The following is a 17,446-nucleotide window of genomic DNA, read 5'->3' on the forward strand; positions in this document are numbered from 1 at the left end:
GGTCCCCCTAGGGAATGTACGCCTGGGCTATTTCTTGGCTGTCAGGGTAGTTGTAAAATCCACCAAGCCGTCCCTGGGCATCCACATCCCAGGAATTCACGGTGTGAACATGGTAGGACTTTCCGGTGGCGAAAACCGTCCATTCCTCGAAGAGCACCACATCGCTGCGGTTCCCTTCGCTGACCTGGAACATCTGGATATTGTAGGGCTGGGCGGTGCCTGCCAGGTTCTGGATGAATTGCAGAATATTCTCCTGCCCCTCATAGATTCCGGCGTAGGGGTAGCTTTCCTGGTCGCCCTTGAAGTAGACCGCGGCATCCGGGGACAGCATGGCCATAACCCCGGGAATATCCCCGGCGTAAAAGTTAGCGTAGAGCTGATCCACCAATCCGGTCAGGTCGTAGTCGGTGGGACGGATCCGGAAATCGTCTCCGGGGTGCTGGATGTCCTGGAGAACCTGATCGGATGGGGTCTGATGGGCTCTGGTCCACAGCTGGGTATCATAGTAGACCCTGGTTTTCGTAATAGACCCTTCTTCGCCGAATTGGAAGAGAAATACGAACTCCATATCGACCCTGGTTCCTGAATCCTTAAACCGGCCCCGGAGTCGTACATGGGAACTGACATAGGGATCCTGGGCAAGCTGGTACTGTACCTCAATATCGTGAATATCCATGGTGTTGAAAAGCTGGCGGAAATACTCGGAGATCTGGAACCGGCCGTTGTAGGTGCCGGCCAGGGGAACGGCCTGGGGGTCGTAACTGGTAAGGATGAGCTCGGCGTAATGGGGAAAAAAGTATCCTACCAGGGGGCTTTCATGCTCCAGGAAGGCAAAAAACAATTCCAGGTAGTATTTCCGGGCAGCTCCGAGCCAGGTGCCGGTGTGATTTCCATGCCGGGAAACCGGGGCATCCCCCACCCGGGTATCGTAGAACGAAGACTGGCCGGGATACTGGGGCGGATCGGGAACCTGGTCAGGCAGCTGGGTAACCGGTGCCGGGGATTCATCAGACCCGGAAGGCTCTGCCAAACCGTTGGAACACGAGGCAAATACCAGGAGAAGGAGGGCCATAAGGACGGTCACCCCCCGGGGAAGCAGGGTTGATTCAATGACTGGTCTGAAGACTCCGGCGGTATCAGCGGGAGAGGTGCAGACCGGGCGTTTTGAACTGGCGGTGCGGTTGGAATCGGCCGGTGCGGGGTTGTATTCTTTCATAAAATAACAGTAGAAGCACCATCAGGCAGTGTCAATTTACCAGTAGTCTATTATCTCTAAATGAGTCTGACCATTTTTAGCAAACCATTTTTGGCTAGGCGTGGTATGATGGGTTTCTTCATGGATTATCGAGCAAAACTACGACGGGTTAGTCCCGATGACTATAAACGGCTCAGGCGATTCGACATGGAACGCCGGCCTTACAAACAATGGCACATCCTCCGGCCCCTGACATGGCTCCTGAGCTTCCCCTCGGTGTGGAAACGACGGCTCCGGGTACATAAACGAGACATGGAGAAGATCAAGCCTCCCTTCATTCTCCTGTGCAACCACATGGCATTCATCGATTTTAAGGTCACCACCGCCGCCCTCTTTCCCTGGCGGTCCAACTACGTGGTTGCCATCGACGGATTTATCGGACGGGAGGGGCTTCTGCGCTTTGCCGGGGGGATTCTAAAGCGCCGGGTAACCTCGGATGTGTTTCTCATCCGCCATCTCCGCACCATCCTGCATCAGCATAAAAACGTTGTCAGCATTTACCCCGAGGCACGGTATTCCCTCATCGGGGTGCCTGCCTACATTCCCCCCTCCCTGGGGAAACTCCTTAAACGGTTCAAGCTGCCGGTGGTAATGCTGCGGATGCACGGGAACTACCTGTCCTCTCCGGTTTGGAATCTGCGCCAGCGCAAGACCCCCATCGAGGCTGAACTGTTCCGTCTGTTTACGCCGGAAGACCTGCTAGGCATGGATACCGGGGAAATCCACCAGGGCATCCGCCGGGCCTTTGAGTACGATGAGTACGCCTGGCAGCGTGACCGGGGTATCCACATAACCGAGGAGTTTCGTGCCGAGGGCCTGCACCACGTGATCTACCGCTGCCCGGCCTGTGAGACCGAGTTTGCCATGAGATCCCGGGGCAGTATCTTGGAATGCGGCCACTGCGGGAAACAGTGGCGGATGACGAGTCTTGGGCAGATGGAGGCCCTGGATGGTCCCACGGAGTTCAGCCATCTGCCGGATTGGTACCAGTACCAGGTGGAGCAGGTTCGCCGGGAGATTGAAGCGGGACGATACCGCTTTGAGGATGAGGTGCGGGTGGAATCACTGGTGAATAACCGGGGGTACTATTTCGCTGGGAATGCCCGGGTTGTTCACGATAACACGGGGTTTACCCTCCAGGGCGATCCGGCGTATTTCTCCGAGATCGTTCATAAGTCGGTCAGGTCCATGTATTCATGCCATATTGAGTATGACTATTTCGGGAAGGGTGATTGTTTTGAGCTATCCACCATGAACGATACCTACTACCTCTACCCCCTGAACAAGGTGAATGTGGTGACAAAGATCCTCATCGCCACCGAGGAGCTGCACCAATTGGCACAGCGGAAGGAATCAGCTCGGGTGGTTATTCAGCCGGAATAGTGCTTGTAGTAATACACCGCCAGCTGGGTACGGTCTCGGAGTTGGAGCTTCTCCAGGATGGTACTCACATAGTTTCGTACGGTGCCCTCCCCGAGATACACCTTCTGGCTTATTTCCCGGTTGCTGAGCCCCTGGGCGACCTGCTTCATGATCTCGAATTCCCGCTCGCTAAGACCCCCGCGGTCTTCATTTCCGGTACCGGGCTGGGGAGTGGCGGTCCTGCGGAGCACGAGGGACGGAATCCGGTCTGCCACGGCATCGCCGAAGACCCGCTGGCCCTGGTACACCGAGCGGAGGGCGGGAACAATACTTTGGTAGTTTTGCTTTAACAGGTATCCGGCTGCTCCCATGGTTAAGGCCTGAATAATGTACTGGTCGTCTGAGAAGGTGGTGAGAAAGAGTATCCGTGCCTCGGGATGGTCCTGCAAAATGGCTGCGGCCGCCTGGATTCCGGTTTTCCCGGGCATCCGGATATCTAAAAGAAGGATATCCGGGCGATGAACACGGTACAGCTCAATAGCCTGATCCCCCGTCGTACCGAGGTTCACCACCCTGAATTCCGGATCGGTACAGATGATGGTCTTCAGAGACTGGGCAACCAGGGGATCATCATCCACCACAAGGACATGTATCATGGGTTAGCTCCCTTCGTTGGTTTGGGGAGGGTAATGAAGATGCGGAAACCCATACCCCGGGAAATCTGCATCCTTCCCCCCAGGGCTTCCACCCTGTCGTGCATGTTCTGGAGGCCTAAGCCTCCCGTCCTTCCCAGAAGTGTTCCGAGGAAGTCCTGGGATTCCCCGGCTCCCCTCGACGTTTCGGCGCCACCCTGCGCCCGAGAGCCCCTCGACGTCCCGGCTCCCTCGGGCACCCGGGCGCCCCTCGAGGGGGTGTGCTGCAGTCCGGGCAGGGAGATTCTCCCGTGATTGGATGGGGTCGGGGAACCGTATTCTACCCCGTCGTTCTCCATAACGAGCTGGTAAAATCCGGGGTGTTCCCGGAACCGCAGGATAAAAATTCGGGCCCGGCTATGCTTCATGAGGTTCGCCAGGGCCTCCTTGACCATTGCAATGATTGCATAGGCCGTATCCTTATCGGGTTCGGTGTACAGATCGATGCTGTACTCACAGGAGCAATGGGTCACCTCCCCCAACAACTTTTCCAGATGGTGCTTTACATCAATGGCCTGGGCATGGAGTTGGTGCACGCTGCTGCGGATGCTGGTCATTCCCTGGTTCAGGGTATCCTGGAGTTGGTCCAGGGTTTGGCGGCAGATTTCCGGAGGGGAATCAGGAGGGGCTGCGGGGTTGTATGTCCGGAGGGCTGCAACCTGAAGCAGGGCCCTGGAGAGCAGATGCCCCACGTTATCGTGAATGTCCCGGGCTATGCGGGTCCGTTCGTTCAGGGTGGCGAGATGGATCTCCGCATCCTGACGCTCCAGGAGCTGGCGTTGCCGGGATTCTAACCGGGCATGGAGCAGTTTGGATTCATCCCGGAGATTGTAATAGCGGCGGCCAAGCCGGGTTAGTTCCCGGGAGCGTAGATAGAGCACCAGGGCGGCGGTACAGACCACCCCGGTGAGCACCAGGCCCTGGGGACCTAAGGCGGGATATGCCGCTGCCGAGGCGGCCAGGGAGGGCAGCGCCCAGGGCAGTTTGCGGGTTTCAAGACTCCCGTAGAGTACCAGGGGGAGGAAAACCACCAGGAGAGGGACTGCCATGCATAATCCGGCGAAGATCAGAAGCAGAAGGATGCCGAGAACATGTGAATCACCCAGATACAAAAAGAACCCTTGAATGACTACCACCAGCACCACCGGAAGTACCAGGGTCTCAGGCTGGAACCAGACCCCCGCCCAGGTAAAACTCAAGAGAAATAACAGCAGGTATTCCAAGAGCTGGTTCAGCACGTTCGATTCCTCCTCGGGTTTAGGGCGGCGCCTCGGACCCATGGTACCACCAACCAACCGGTGATATCCATGGGTATTCTTCCCGGCAGCCTCTCGTCCCCAAGAAAATGACATTTGTCACCCCCATTTGTGACACCCGGCACTACCGTTTTCCCTTCAGCGATCCTACAATTCCGCATATACAAGGAGATGACATGATAATACGTGTACAGGATCTGGTTAAGCGATACGGCGACCTTCAGGCCTTGGATCACCTGAGTTTTGAGGTACGGGAGGGAGAGATTTTCGGTCTCCTTGGACCGAATGGATCGGGAAAGACCACGGCTATCAACTGCATGCTCTCCCTGCTCAGGTACGACAAGGGGGAGATTCGGATTTTCGACCGGCCCATGACACCGGAGAGTTACAAGACCAAGGCGGAAATCGGGGTGGTGATGCAGGATGTGGCGGTGTTCGACGTCCTGACGGTGGAGCAGAATATCGACTACTTCTGCGGACTCTATGTCCGGGATACCGAGCGGCGCCGCAGGTTGGTGCAGGAGGCGATAGCCTTTACGGGGTTAGGGGGATTTGAAGGCTTTCTGCCAAAAAAACTGAGCGGCGGCCTGTTGCGCCGGCTGAACATCGCTTGCGGCATCGCCCATAAACCCAGGCTCATCTTCATGGACGAGCCCACGGTGGCGGTGGATCCCCAGAGCCGGAATAAGATTCTGGAGGGCATTAAAGAGCTGAACCGCCGGGGAGCCACCATCATCTACACCTCCCACTACATGGAGGAGGTGGAGCAGATATGTTCCCGGATTATGATCCTGGATCATGGCCGGGAGATTGCCTCGGGAACCAAGCAGGCTCTAAAATCCATGATCGATTTGGGTGAAAAGAATAGTTTTGAGGTCTACGACCTGCCTGAGGAGGAGTTACGGGAAATCCGGGGTTTGCCCGAGGTAGCCGAGGCGCATTACCAGGACAATATGCTGGTGGTGAAAAGTCACCGGGGCAGCAACATTCTGGAACGTCTCCTGGAGTTTTTACGGAGCCGGGGGATTGTTTTCGGCCGGATATACTCCGAGCAGCCGAGCCTGAACGATGTGTTCCTGGAGATAACCGGCCGGGAACTCCGGGACGGAGGTTCCCATGAATAGCCATATGTTCCGCTACCGCCTTCGGGTGCTTCTCCGGGATAAAGAAATGGTGTTTTGGACCATCCTCTTTCCGATTCTTCTGGCTACCCTGTTCAGCATTGCCTTTGCGAATATTGAGACCGGCGGCAGCCTGCTGCCGATTCCCGCTGCTGTCGTTACCCCCTCGGAGGACAGCGCGTTGGATGAGGTGCTTACCCAGGTGAGCCGGGGGGATGATCCCCTATTGAAGCTGCAGCGGGTAGATCTTTCTAGGGCCAGGGAACTGCTCCGAGAGGGTGAGGTAGCAGGTATCATCCTGCCCGGTGATCCGGTTGGCTTGGAGGTGGCTTCCTCGGGGCTCGGCCAGAGTGTGTTACGGAGTTTTCTGGATCAGTACGTCCAGGCCCAGGCCGGCATCACCCGTATTGCCCGGGAGAATCCTGATGCCCTGCCCGGGGCTGTCCGGGCGTTGGGGGTTGTTACGGACTTCACCCAGGAACAGGTTCCAGGGAGGGCGCCTCTAAATCTCTTGATGGTCTTTTATTTTGCCCTCCTGGCAATGTCCAGTTTCTACGGGGGGTATTACGGCCTTGCAGAGGCCCTGGATATCCAGGCCAACCTGAGTAGCCGGGGTGCACGGGTATCCCTGGCTCCGGTACATAAGCTTTCCGGACTACTCTCCAGCGCTGGAGCGTCCCTGGTCATCCACTTCCTAACCCAATTGCTGCTCTTGGCATACCTGCGTATCGTGTTGGGGGTGGATTTTGGTACCCAGCTGGTCCTGGTGATTCCCACAACTCTGATGGGATCGGTGCTGAGTATTAGCCTGGGGGCTTTTATCGGGTCAGCCCTGCCCTGGGGGGAGAACATCAAAAACGGGGTGATTACTGCGGTGAGCATGATCGGATCCCTCCTCGCGGGACTCATGTTCCCCGGACTAAAACATCTTGTTTACCAGCACGCCCCCCTGGCGGCAAAACTCAACCCCGTGGGGCTCCTGGCCGATGCCTACTACGCCCTGTACTATTTTCCCGATCTGGAACGCTACTACCAAAATCTGGGGTTGTTAGCCGTCTATGCCCTGATATTCATCCTCGGTTCATACCTCTTTCTAAGGAGACGCAGCTATGACAGTATTTAACCTTTCTCTGCGGCTTATAAAGCGCGATATTCCCACCATGGCCCTTTTTATCGGCCTGTTTCTGGCTATTTCGGTGATTGTGACCCTTTCAGGTTCGGACACCCAGATTCAGAGTTTTCAGCAAACCCGAGTCCCCATGGCCTTTATACCCCAGGAAACGAACCCGATTGTGGACGGACTCCGGGCTGAATTGAACAGTATTGCCGAGATCGTCCCCCTGTCAGCAGACCTGGACTCCCAATTGGATGGCTTGTTTTTCGGGGATGTGTCCTACGTCCTCACCGTACCCCTGGGATTCACCCAATCCTTTCTAGATCGTATACAAGCATCACCCCTGGGAAGTCAGACCCTGGATTCCCTGGCAGCTCAGGTTTTGAAACCGGCGGTACCCCTGGAAAAAATCCTCGGCCCCAATGAAACCCGGGGCGTTTACCTGGATATGGTCATAAACCGGTACCTCAACACCCTGGCGATCTATCGGGCCGCCATGCCTCAGGAACCTCTTGTGGAGACCGTCCGGGCCGTCCGGGAGGATCTTCGCAGTAGGAGCCGGGTAACCATGAGTCCGGGGCTGGTTGCAGATGGTTCTCAGACGACGGTAGACAGCCCCAATCCGGCTCCGGCGGCTGCCGAACAGGCCCAGGTCTACTTCAACTTCCAGGCCTACTCTCTCCTGGCCATCCTGATTCTCGGGATCAGCACCAATCTTCTGGTGTTTAACAACCGGAATATCCGAATGCGTCTCGCCAGCTCACCCCAACCGGCCCGGAGAATCAACCTGTCCTTGGCGGCTGCAAACTTTCTCTTTGCCCTGGTGTGCTGGTCTATTATGGGAATTGCCAGTGTCATTTTTATACCGAACATCCTACAAAGCGGAAGAATCATACCCTTTCTGATTAATTCCCTGGTGCTCACCTTCTGGGCTGCCAGCCTGAGCTTCCTCATTGCCCATCTGGCGAAGAGCAGAAATGGTATTAACTCCATAACGAATGTGGTGGCATTGGGAACGAGTTTCATAGCCGGGGTATTTGTTCCCCATGAACTCCTCGGAGAGGGAGTACTCCAGGTTGCACGCTTCACCCCCACGTTCTGGTTTGTCCGGGCCAACGGGCTGTTTGCCGGGCTTCCGGGTTCACAGGGGTTGGGCGCGGTGCTGACAAACCCCGAGGTAATTCAGAGTGTAGGGCTCCAGATTGGATTCGGACTGGCCTTCCTGGCAGTGGCTTTGGTTCTTGGGAAGGGAAAACAGACCCGGGCCGCCTAACTCTGATGTATGCCGTGCCCCACTCTTCCCGAGAGGTCTGACTGCCAGTCTGCCGGCCAAACTACCCTCCAGTCTGCCGGCCGGCTATTCAGCCATGGTGAAGACCTGGTCTATACCGCTGTTTATATGCTCCTGGAGGCGCTGCAGTTCCGCTAAGGCCTCCTCCTCGGAGGTGTACTGACCCAGCACCTCCGTGGCCATCTCCAGGGATGCTGCCCCGCCGTAGGCTACTACCAGGCTGAATTTACTCCTGCTGCCGAAGTTTTTCTGTACCGAGATCCCGGATATCCTGGTGATGAGTTTCTTTTTATCTTGGGTTCGTATCCACATGATGGCCTCCTTGGGGTTATGTGTATTGCTGTTGGCGCATAGATAGAGTTTCTTAGAAACCCTCAGTCGGACTAGGTAGCCAGACCGGTCAGCTCCTCGCTGAGACGCCAGAGGTGTGCGGCGTCCTTGGGGTCCAGCGCCCGTTTTGCTGGGCGCTTTTCCCGGCGGTTTACGAAATACCGGCCGGATATACCCTCCACCTCGGGGCTGGTGGCGAGGTAGTAGGCGGTATCTGCGCCTTGGCAGGGTGTTTTAAAGAAGGGTTTTAATAGGCGGGTTATCCCCTTGCCGAACCCAGTCTCTCTGTTAATACCCATGTTGGTTGCGACAGCCCCGGGATGGAGCATGGTGACCCATGGCCCCTTTCCTTCCAGTCTCCGGTCCAGTTCGTAACCAAAGAGTAAATTAGCCAGTTTCGAACGGCTGTACGCCCGGATGACCGTAAAATGCTCTTCAAGCTGCAGATCGTCCCAGTACATCCTTCCGATGGAATGGGCCCCGGAGCTGACGATAATAATTCGTCCAACAGGACCGCCGCCCTTGGGTTTGAGGGCCGGCAGCAGGAGGTTGGTGAGTAAAAAATGTCCCAGGTAGTTCACCCCGAACTGGAGTTCAAATCCGTCAAGGGTTTCGTGGCGGCCGGGTAAAATCACCCCGGCATTATTCACCAACACATCCAGCCGGGAGTGCCGGGTCAGAAAATCACCACAAAACCTCCGGATGTCATCCAAACTGGCCAGGTCGCAGATAGCGAGTTCCGGATTGCTTCCGGGGACCTCAGCTCGAATCGTTTGGAGAGCAGTTTTGCCCCGCTGGTTATTCCGGCAAAGCATTATGACCCGGTGCCCATCCATGGCAAGCCGTTTAGAGAGGGCCAACCCCATTCCGCTGCTCGCTCCGGTTACGAGGATGATTTTTGAAGAATTCTCCATATTCCCACTATATCATGGAAACACCCGATACTTACAAGGCAGACCCTCGCAGACTCTTGCAATCCCAAGAGTTGAGAACCGCGGGAAGGCTTGGCGGCACAGAATATGGGAAACGAGTTGGATTAGAGCTGCCCTAGGGACGCATGGATATCCAGTTTTATCCCCTAGGCATAGGTCAGATAACGAGCCAATCCTTCCTGGGGACAAACCCGCCGTTATTGCGATATCGGGGGCTCCCTCAAGCCGGCCAGATTTTCCGGCCGCCGCCTGGAGCGACAATATCGTCGATGAGGGCTAATTCCCGGGCTGACAGGGGTCCTTTCTGGGCGGCGTTAACATTGGAAACGAGCTGGTCCACCCGTTTTGCCCCTGCTATGACGCAACTCACATCCCGGTTTGAGAGCAGAAACCCCAGGGCAATCTGGGCCAGATTCTCTCCGGGAAAGGCCTGACGCAAACCCTCTACCCGTTCAAGATCAGCCAGATACTGCCGATGTTGCTCTGGATCGCTCTGCCAGGCTGACCGGAAATCATCCTCTTCGAACTGGGAGTCAGGGGAGAACTTGCCCGTTAGAATCCCCATAGCCAGACCGCCCCGGATAATCGTGCCGATACCCTTCTCCCGGCAAAAGGGAAAGATATTCTCTTCGGCAGTGCGGTTTAGGATACTGTAATCGATCTGAAGAGTGTCCTGGTTCCCGGCTTGGGCAAAGGCCCGAATGTAGGGCAGATCGCTGGTACTCACCCCGTAGGCCCGGATCTTTCCCTGTTCCTTCAGCCCCTCGCAGCCCCGGATAAACATCTCCATGGTGGGCTCCTGGAAGTTCACATGCCACTGCAGGACATCAATGTAGTCCGTCTTGAGCCGTCGGAGATTTTGTTCCACCTCGGCCATAACCCTCTGGGCACTGGTATAGGCAGATCTGCCCGCCTCCCCGTCGAAGCCCTTCCAGCCGATCTTCGTTCCCACAACGAAGCGATCCCGTCTGCCCTTCATGGCCCGGCCAAGAAGCTCCTCGCTGTGCCCGTCTCCATACACATCCGCAGTATCAAAAAAATCCACCCCCATCTCCAGGGCCCGGTTGATAGCCTCCAGGGACTCCCCGTCCTCGGTATGACCCCAACCGCTGCCGCCCATAGCCCAAAGCCCCATTCCTAGAGGGTTAACCGTAATTCCTGTCCGTCCAAGCTTCCGTTTCTCCATTACTTCCTCCCTGTTTTAGGGTGATTCCACCGCCTCTGTTTGTTTCTAATGGCAATTATAACCCGGTCTCTAGGGTGTGGCGAGGATTAGTTTCTCTTGGGTGCACCTGGGAAGTCTCGGGATAGGTCGGTGTTATCGGCAGCAGTCCCGGGAGAATTCTCTGCTCTTAATTAATACCTAGTGCGCAAAAGGTTGTAAACTACACCAGATATAGCGGTGACGCCTGGTGGCCTGCCCAGGGACAGTGCCGCCGAAGGTAAAAGTTACAACCTTTTGCGCACTATGTAATTAATAGGGTTTATACAGGATCTGATTTTCAGGAGGACTTTTATACAGGTTCTTTTTTAACGCCTCCGGGGCAAATGGCCTCCCGTGGGAAGGCAAAATTACTTCAACATTCCTATTTAGAATGTTCACCCAAGATTCATATACCTGCGCAAGGTCCTCATTATAAATCGTAAGGTACCGGGTTCCGGCCCAATTGAGGAAATTGGATGCTAAATCACCGGCGAAAAGATAGCGGTTCTCTAGTAGTAACGAAACCGAATCGTCCGTATGACCGGGGGTCGACAGTACTGCGGTATCAATCCCCAGGTGTGCGTCCAACGATACTTCAGCTCCCCGGAGAATACGATCCCGATTCCGGGGTATAAACCCAGGAAATTGATGATCCCACCAGGGCGAAACAGCCTTCTTAAGATGAAAAAGGAGGTTCACACCTCCATTCACAATAGCCCCACCGTTGTCGGTATTATTCCTACCCCGGGCTATAAGAGGAATAGACCGTTCATGAATCAAAACCTGGATATCAGGATTTTCCGATACTAAGATTTGAACAAAACCAGCATGGTCATCATGATGGTGGGTTAGCAGCAAAAACCGAATATCCTTGGGATCCACACCCTCTTGGAGGATTAATTCCTTGAATAGCTCATAATTATGGGGATAATTGGTATCGACTAATAAATACCCATGGGGTAACGGGATGAGGTATGAGGTAGTCATATCCATAGTAACCGGGATAATTCCATCAGGCATCGCCTTGGGGAACCGTCTATCCGCAATCACGATCCACCCTAAGAACGCTATAACCGCAATACCGGCTGCTGCCAACCAGCCGATGATCACCATCCTGTTCATCCTACACCACCCCCGCAGCTAAAAGGAAAATCGCCAGCCCGTGGGTCACCACAGCGGGAATTACCCCGTAGTGCCACCGAACAACACCGGCCAGACAGCCCTCCCAGAGGGTAAAGACCAGTAACCCTATCCCAAGATCGGTTACCGTGAAGGCCAGAAACAGATGTCCGAAGGAGAACAAGACCCCGCTGAGAACCGCAGCCTTCCCCGGGGCCACCTCCTCCCTGGTGGTGAGCCACCCGAACACGTATCCCCGGAACAGCACCTCCTCAAGGAAATTCCCTCCCAGGGTAACCATTAATAAGAATGGGATCATACCCCGGGGAACCATGCCGCCCCGTTCATCCAGGGGAATAGCGAGTCCCTGATAGATAAGCAGTGGTGCTGCAACGACAAGCGCCCCGGCAAGCCCGACGAGCAGCCCTGTCCACCACCGCCTTCGAAACCATACCACCGTTTCAGCTAAGGCTGGTGAAGCCACCTGAAACAGAAGAACCAGTACAACGCCGCTTGCTCCCAAAAATGCCAGGACAAGCGGATCGGGGTAAAACCGGAGCCAAATACCACCCTGGCTCCCGATCCGCCACAATCCCAGGGGAGTCATGGCATCCCGGGTAAAAATAAAAACCATAATAAAAATACCCAGGTGCCAGAGGGGACTGTTCCTCTTCAGCCCCCAGAGCAGGACCCCGCCCAACACCAGACCGGGAATCAAAACCATCACATACTCGAGAATTAGGTGCACTGGAACCGCCTTTTTCTGAACGTTTGTTCACAAAGTATCACATACACACGGAATCTCGTCAACAAATTGAACATAGGTTCATTTCTTGTTTGATTCTCGGGGAGGGTACGCGGTACAATAACCGTCATGCCAAGCAGGACACGACAAAAAACGAGGACAGCGATTCTATCCGCCGGGTTGGAATTGTTTCAAAACCCCGGATATTACAAAACCGATATCCGTGCCATCGCCAGAACAGCAGGCATCGCCATCGGTTCGTTCTATAATTATTTCCCGGATAAGCTTCACCTGTACCTGGCGGTCTACCGCCAAGAACATGAAAAAATAGCCGAGCGGTTCCTCCTTCTCATTAGGCAAGGAATACCGGAAAATCCGGATCCTCGGGCCCTGGTGCTAAATCTTCTTCAATTTCAAGCCTCTGCCCACAACCATAGCAAAACCTTCTACCTTGAATCCGATCTCCTGGGTATCGCTGAACCTGAGGTCGCTCAACTGAAGAATGAACTGGATAGCCGGCTCCTTGACCGGCTATATCCGGTTCTCAAGCCCCTGGTACGCCCCGATATTTCCCTGGAACTAGGTCTGCCTATCCTGTACGATCTCATCGAATCAACCATTCACTCCCTCGGTGAGGAGTCCGAGGATAGGAAAGGGCAGATCATTACGGAGTTGGCAGCGATACTGAACTCCTACTTATTCAGATAGAGCCCCGGACTACTGTACCGGCCCGAATACTCCTCCAGGGCCCGCCGGGTGTGCGTTTGGATAAATTCCGTCTTTGCTTCGGTATATCCGTCTCGGTTATGCCTGAACTCGGCAAGGAGGCTCCTCTTCAGGTCACCGTACCGCCGTGCAATATCCGGGTGGACCCTGAGGTAATCGCGGAAGTACAACTCATTCCAATCACCCAGATACCGGAGGTGGAGGTGAAATACCCGGGGAGCGTACCCCTGGGGAGTGTAGCCCTTGTTGAAGACCATCCGCGGTCCCGTATCAGATCCGGACGGATTTCCCCGGGCATCCCCGGGGGCCTCACCCTCTCCCGGGGCATTCCCGCCGGATTCTTCAGTTCCTTCTCCTCGGTTTTTCTCATCCCCAGGCTGCACCGGATTATCCCGCTGTTCAGACATGAGGGTCCATCCTAAGGACTCCAAGGCCGGGCGGAACCGGTCCAATCCGATACAGCCGGGCTGTTGGTGGCCATTCCCCTGGAAATGGGTTTCCTCGGAAATCCTCCCCGGATTTTGATGAACCTCTAGGAGGATGTCCACAGTGGGTTTAGATACCAGACCCGGAATCGCGGTACTCCCCACATGGTTCATCCGGGCCAGGGCCTTACCTAAACCCGCCTGGTCCAGACCGGCTGTGAGAGCCCGGGATTCATCCTCATACCACCGGGGATATTCAGGATTATACTCTTCCAGAATAATAGGAAACAGCTGCCAAAGCTCGGCCAAACTTAATTGAGAAAGTTCCTTGTCATGCGCATTAACCATGGTTTTCCCCAGTAAAAAACGAGTTTATTGTTTCATCTATGACTATATCCGATACCAACCCCATGAATCCAGTGAAACCGTTTTCCGGACTCAAGCCTACCCTGGTCGTGCTAACCAGTCTGGTATTACTCGGTCTCGGGTCCTGCGCGGTCTTCGGTCCCTCCTATCAGCCCGATACCCAGGCAACCGATCTTGCCTCCCTGCTCGAACATCAGGGCTGGTTGGACCTCGGGGACGATTAGATTTCCCTCCTTCCCCAGGGCAAGAAACCTGGAGCCTCCCCGGCGGATTCGGCAATCATATCCAGGGAGGACCAACAGAATCAAACCGCTGAGGTGATGGTTGATTTTTTATCCCGGCACCTGCGTTAACAGGGCTCTAAACCCCGGCGGACTGCCCGTCCCGGTATTGTTAAATCACCGCCTCCAAACCGGAGCGGTCGATGATCCGTATAACCCCGGGGCTGGGCTGATTGATCAATCCTGCCTCCTGGAGGCTGGAGAGTTTACGGGAGAGGGTTTCCTGGGTCATACCCAACTGGCTCGCCAGATCACCCTTGGTCATGGGAAGGGTAACCGTCGAGCTGCCCCCTGACAAATCCAGAATGGCCCGGGCTATCCGGTACTCCGGGGAGCTGTGCTGGTTCTGCTCCAGCCGAGTCTGAAGCTGCTCCACCCGGGTGCTTAACTCCTCCAGGGCCTTCAATGCGATGGAAGGGAAGCGCTGCATGAGGGTCTTTAAGGCTTCTCCGGGAATGACGCACATCGTACAATCCTGGAGAGCCTCGGCAAAATCCGTACGGGGCATATCATGGAGAACGCTCAGCTCTCCCATGAAATCCCCCGGACCCAAAACCCGGATGACCTGAACCTTTCCGGATTCGGAGATCCGGGAAATCTTCACCCGCCCCTGGTGGATCACAAAGAGCTGTTTTTCCGTTCTTCCGGCAAAATACACCGTCTCACCCTTGGAAACATGGCGTTCCTGGGTGATGGCTGCCACCTCTCCCATTTCCTGAAGGGAGAGATCTGAAAAAATCGGTACCAGGGAAATACATCCCGGGTCGTAATCCTCATGATTCGGTACGGTCATACCACCTCCATCCTGGATTTCTTCCTGCCCCGCTTCCTCCCATGAAGCTTCGAGAGCCGCCGGGGCAGAGACCTGCCGGTATCCCCCGGCGCCCTGAAATACATCAACCTCAGGGCATTAAGAATCACCAGTAATACCGACAGCTCGTGTACAAGCATACCAAATGAAAGGTTCACCGTCTTTACCAGAACACCCGCCAGCAATAGCCCTGCGACGCCCAGGGCAAAGACGATATTCTGCTTCATATTCCGTACTGTAGCCCGGCTTAGGGAGAGGGCCGCGCTGAGCTTCTGGATACGGGAGGATAGTAGAACGACATCGGCCGTTTCCATGGCAATATCCTTTCCCGCCCCGCCTAAGGCAATACCAAGGTCGGCAGCAGCCAGAGCCGGTGCATCGTTCACCCCGTCTCCCACCATGGCGGTCTGGCCGTACCCAACCTGGAGTTCTGCCAACACCCGCACCTTGTCCTCGGGCAGAAGTCCGGAATGAACGCTGTCCAACCCGAGGTTCCCGGCTACAGCCTGGGCCGTCCGTCTGCCATCCCCGGTGAGCATGGCGATGTGCCGCACCCCCTGGTCCCTGAGTTCCTGAACCAGCTCCTGCACCCCCGGCCGCAGGCTGTCCTCAATGGCGATGATACCAAGAACCCCCTGGGGGGTTCCGACAAGCACCCCGGTTCTTCCCAACTCCTCTTGGGCAGTAAGCCGGGCCTCGGTTTCCTCCTCTAGAGTGATTTCCATGTCCGTGAAAAGTCTTCGGTTTCCGATGAAATACCGATTCCCCTCCAGGGAGAACTCAATGCCCTGTCCGGGGATAATCCGCGAATCATCCGGTTTGTTTAGGCCGGTAATCCCGAACTGGGTTTCCGCGTGGCTCACCACTGCGGTTCCTAAGGGATGTTCGGAATAGGCTTCTCCCGAGGCGGCAATTCTCATGAGCTCATCCGAACAATGGCTGCCCAAGGGAATCACTTCCGATACCCGGGGTCTTCCTTCGGTCAAGGTGCCGGTTTTATCCAAGGCGACGGCCGTAACAGTCCCCAAGCGCTCCATGATATCACCGCCCTTAATGAGGATTCCCTGGCGTGCCCCGGCTCCAATTCCGGCTACAATTGACACCGGGGTTGAGATCACCAGGGCTCCGGGGCAGGCTATAACCAGCAAGGTGAGGGATAGGGTCACGTCCCGGGTCAGGACAAACAGAATCACCGCCAAAATAATAATTCCCGGGGTATAGTAGCGGCTGAATTTTTCCAGGAATTTCTGGGTCCGGGCTTTTTTATCCTGGGCATCCTCTACCATGTGCAGTATCCTGGCGAAGGTTGTCTCTTCCCCCACCCTCCGGGCCTTGATTATCAGGTACCCGGATTCGAGAATGCTTCCCGAGAATACCTCGCTTCCGGAAAGGGCCTCGACAGGCAGGGGCTCGCCGGTAATGGCCGCTTGATTCAGCGCCCCGTACCCCTGGGTCACAACCCCGTCCACCGAAACCTTTTCTCCGGGCTTAACGACAATCAAATCATCCTGTACCACCCCCTCGGCGGGTATCACCTCCTCCCGCCCGTCCCTGAGAACCCGGGCGGTTACCGGAGCAAGGTCCAGCAGCGCCCTAATGGAGGACCGGGTTTTCTCGATACTCCGGGATTCAAGATAATCCCCCAGGGAAAACAAAAAGGTTACCGCAGCGGCTTCCCAGTATTCCCCGATGATCACCGCACCGATAACCGCGATGGTCACCAAGGCGTCAATCCCGAGAATCTTATAGCGAAGGGCGGAGAAGGCTTTCTTGAAGATCGGATACCCAGCCAAGAGCCCGGCGGCTACCATGAGCCAGGAGAATACCAGCTGAAGCTGCCACAGCTCCCGGCCGGCGAAACCAAGGATAATTAGAACCGCAGACAGAACAAGGCGTTGTACCTTTGACATGTGTGGAATACGCATAGACCCTCCTGTGACCCCTCTATCGTTCGCCCTTCACGGGATATCCTAGGGCGGTGATCCTGGACTTGAGGGTTTGGGAGTCTACCTCGGTCTCGTCGAACTGAACCCGGACCCGGGAGGAGTTAAACAATACCTCAGCCTCCGTGACACCCCCTGTTTTCTTCAGCATGCCCTCAATTTTGGCAATGCAGCTCGGGCAGGATACGGTTTCCAGTTGATATGTTTTTACGGTCATACAGCGACCTCCTTCTTGGGTATTTCCGGCGTGGATAGGATCCCGCCGTGATGTACCCAGAGGATACGCTGAGGAGGATTGCGGCGCTTTGATTCAAATCAAATGTTCACTGAAAATGTAAAATACCGAGAAAGACATTTACACCCTGATACTTAGGTAGTGCGCAAAAGCCTGTAACTTTTTCGCGCCTCAGAACCCCCCAGCGCACACCCGCCTCATCACGCCGAAATGTACTTCGGCACGTAGGTCCCGAAGT

18 protein-coding genes are annotated in these 17,446 nt (G+C 55.5%); 6 read left to right on the forward strand and 12 right to left on the reverse strand.

Going from position 1 to position 17,446, the window contains the following annotated elements; all coding sequences use genetic code 11:
* Positions 1-7 precede the first annotated feature (7 nt).
* Complete coding sequence (locus DC28_RS01935) at positions 8-1,216, reverse strand: nuclear transport factor 2 family protein (protein ID WP_037544958.1); 1,209 nt, start codon at positions 1,214-1,216, stop codon at positions 8-10.
* A 60-nt stretch (positions 1,217-1,276) separates the two neighbouring features.
* On the opposite strand from DC28_RS01935, the gene DC28_RS01940 reads away from it, so the two are divergent.
* Positions 1,277-2,638 carry a lysophospholipid acyltransferase family protein gene (locus DC28_RS01940; RefSeq protein ID WP_238565744.1) on the forward strand — a complete coding sequence of 454 codons (1,362 nt, stop codon included), beginning with the start codon at positions 1,277-1,279 and terminating at the stop codon, positions 2,636-2,638.
* Here the strand turns inward: DC28_RS01940 and DC28_RS01945 are convergent.
* Together DC28_RS01945 and DC28_RS01950 are read right to left on the reverse strand one after the other, a co-directional pair.
* Positions 2,626-3,273 (reverse strand): response regulator, encoded by a 648-nt coding sequence (locus DC28_RS01945; protein WP_238565745.1) that lies wholly within the window; start codon positions 3,271-3,273, stop codon positions 2,626-2,628. The two genes, DC28_RS01940 and DC28_RS01945, sit on opposite strands and share 13 nt — an antisense overlap.
* Positions 3,270-4,661, reverse strand: a complete 1,392-nt coding sequence (locus DC28_RS01950; RefSeq protein ID WP_037544961.1) for a sensor histidine kinase — start codon at positions 4,659-4,661, stop codon at positions 3,270-3,272. The genes DC28_RS01945 and DC28_RS01950 overlap by 4 nt, the downstream gene beginning before the upstream one ends.
* 80 nt (positions 4,662-4,741) lie before the next feature.
* Here DC28_RS01950 and DC28_RS01955 point away from each other — a divergent pair, with 80 nt between their 5' ends.
* The 3 genes from DC28_RS01955 to DC28_RS01965 are packed head-to-tail and all read left to right on the forward strand — an operon-like array spanning position 4,742 to position 8,073.
* A complete protein-coding gene (locus DC28_RS01955; protein WP_037544964.1) occupies positions 4,742-5,689 on the forward strand; it encodes an ABC transporter ATP-binding protein in 948 nt (315 codons plus the stop codon).
* Positions 5,682-6,809: an ABC transporter permease gene (locus DC28_RS01960; RefSeq protein ID WP_037544966.1), complete on the forward strand. Its 1,128-nt coding sequence runs from the start codon at positions 5,682-5,684 to the stop codon at positions 6,807-6,809. The genes DC28_RS01955 and DC28_RS01960 overlap by 8 nt, the downstream gene beginning before the upstream one ends.
* Positions 6,796-8,073 carry an ABC transporter permease gene (locus tag DC28_RS01965; protein ID WP_037544968.1) on the forward strand — a complete coding sequence of 426 codons (1,278 nt, stop codon included), beginning with the start codon at positions 6,796-6,798 and terminating at the stop codon, positions 8,071-8,073. Before DC28_RS01960 ends, DC28_RS01965 begins: the two co-directional genes overlap by 14 nt.
* A gap of 84 nt (positions 8,074-8,157) precedes the next feature.
* Here the strand turns inward: DC28_RS01965 and DC28_RS01970 are convergent, their stop codons facing one another.
* From DC28_RS01970 to DC28_RS01990, 5 genes are all read right to left on the reverse strand, one after another.
* Positions 8,158-8,403, reverse strand: a complete 246-nt coding sequence (locus DC28_RS01970; protein ID WP_037544969.1) for a hypothetical protein — start codon at positions 8,401-8,403, stop codon at positions 8,158-8,160.
* Positions 8,404-8,474: 71 nt separating this feature from the next.
* Positions 8,475-9,335 carry an SDR family oxidoreductase gene (locus tag DC28_RS01975; protein WP_037544971.1) on the reverse strand — a complete coding sequence of 287 codons (861 nt, stop codon included), beginning with the start codon at positions 9,333-9,335 and terminating at the stop codon, positions 8,475-8,477.
* Between the two features lie 238 nt (positions 9,336-9,573).
* Positions 9,574-10,539, reverse strand: a complete 966-nt coding sequence (locus DC28_RS01980; protein ID WP_037544973.1) for an aldo/keto reductase — start codon at positions 10,537-10,539, stop codon at positions 9,574-9,576.
* Between the two features lie 288 nt (positions 10,540-10,827).
* Positions 10,828-11,679: an MBL fold metallo-hydrolase gene (locus DC28_RS01985; protein WP_081941794.1), complete on the reverse strand. Its 852-nt coding sequence runs from the start codon at positions 11,677-11,679 to the stop codon at positions 10,828-10,830.
* A 1-nt stretch (position 11,680) separates the two neighbouring features.
* A complete protein-coding gene (locus DC28_RS01990) occupies positions 11,681-12,424 on the reverse strand; it encodes a CPBP family intramembrane glutamic endopeptidase (protein ID WP_037544977.1) in 744 nt (247 codons plus the stop codon).
* 126 nt (positions 12,425-12,550) lie between these two features.
* On the opposite strand from DC28_RS01990, the gene DC28_RS01995 reads away from it, so the two are divergent.
* Complete coding sequence (locus tag DC28_RS01995) at positions 12,551-13,129, forward strand: TetR/AcrR family transcriptional regulator (protein ID WP_081941795.1); 579 nt, start codon at positions 12,551-12,553, stop codon at positions 13,127-13,129.
* Here the strand turns inward: DC28_RS01995 and DC28_RS02000 are convergent.
* Positions 13,114-13,920: a GrpB family protein gene (locus tag DC28_RS02000; protein WP_037544983.1), complete on the reverse strand. Its 807-nt coding sequence runs from the start codon at positions 13,918-13,920 to the stop codon at positions 13,114-13,116. The two genes, DC28_RS01995 and DC28_RS02000, sit on opposite strands and share 16 nt — an antisense overlap.
* A gap of 38 nt (positions 13,921-13,958) precedes the next feature.
* Between DC28_RS02000 and DC28_RS02005 the strand changes: the two genes are divergently transcribed.
* On the forward strand, positions 13,959-14,162 hold the full coding sequence (locus tag DC28_RS02005; RefSeq protein WP_037544985.1) for a hypothetical protein: 204 nt from the start codon (positions 13,959-13,961) through the stop codon (positions 14,160-14,162).
* Positions 14,163-14,331: 169 nt separating this feature from the next.
* Here DC28_RS02005 and DC28_RS02010 read toward each other — a convergent pair whose 3' ends face one another.
* Genes DC28_RS02010 through DC28_RS02020 form a run of 3 tightly spaced genes read right to left on the reverse strand, consistent with a single transcriptional unit; the run spans position 14,332 to position 17,190 of the window.
* The gene (locus tag DC28_RS02010) at positions 14,332-15,012 is read right to left on the reverse strand and encodes a Crp/Fnr family transcriptional regulator (RefSeq protein WP_037544988.1); all 681 of its coding nucleotides are present in this window, start codon (positions 15,010-15,012) and stop codon (positions 14,332-14,334) included.
* The gene (locus DC28_RS02015; RefSeq protein ID WP_081941797.1) at positions 15,009-16,955 is read right to left on the reverse strand and encodes a heavy metal translocating P-type ATPase; all 1,947 of its coding nucleotides are present in this window, start codon (positions 16,953-16,955) and stop codon (positions 15,009-15,011) included. The genes DC28_RS02010 and DC28_RS02015 overlap by 4 nt, the downstream gene beginning before the upstream one ends.
* Positions 16,956-16,974: 19 nt before the next feature.
* Positions 16,975-17,190 carry a heavy-metal-associated domain-containing protein gene (locus DC28_RS02020; protein ID WP_037544990.1) on the reverse strand — a complete coding sequence of 72 codons (216 nt, stop codon included), beginning with the start codon at positions 17,188-17,190 and terminating at the stop codon, positions 16,975-16,977.
* Positions 17,191-17,446: the final 256 nt, after the last annotated feature.

This window comes from Spirochaeta lutea, assembly GCF_000758165.1.
In the GTDB taxonomy this organism is placed as follows: domain Bacteria; phylum Spirochaetota; class Spirochaetia; order DSM-27196; family Salinispiraceae; genus Spirochaeta_D; species Spirochaeta_D lutea.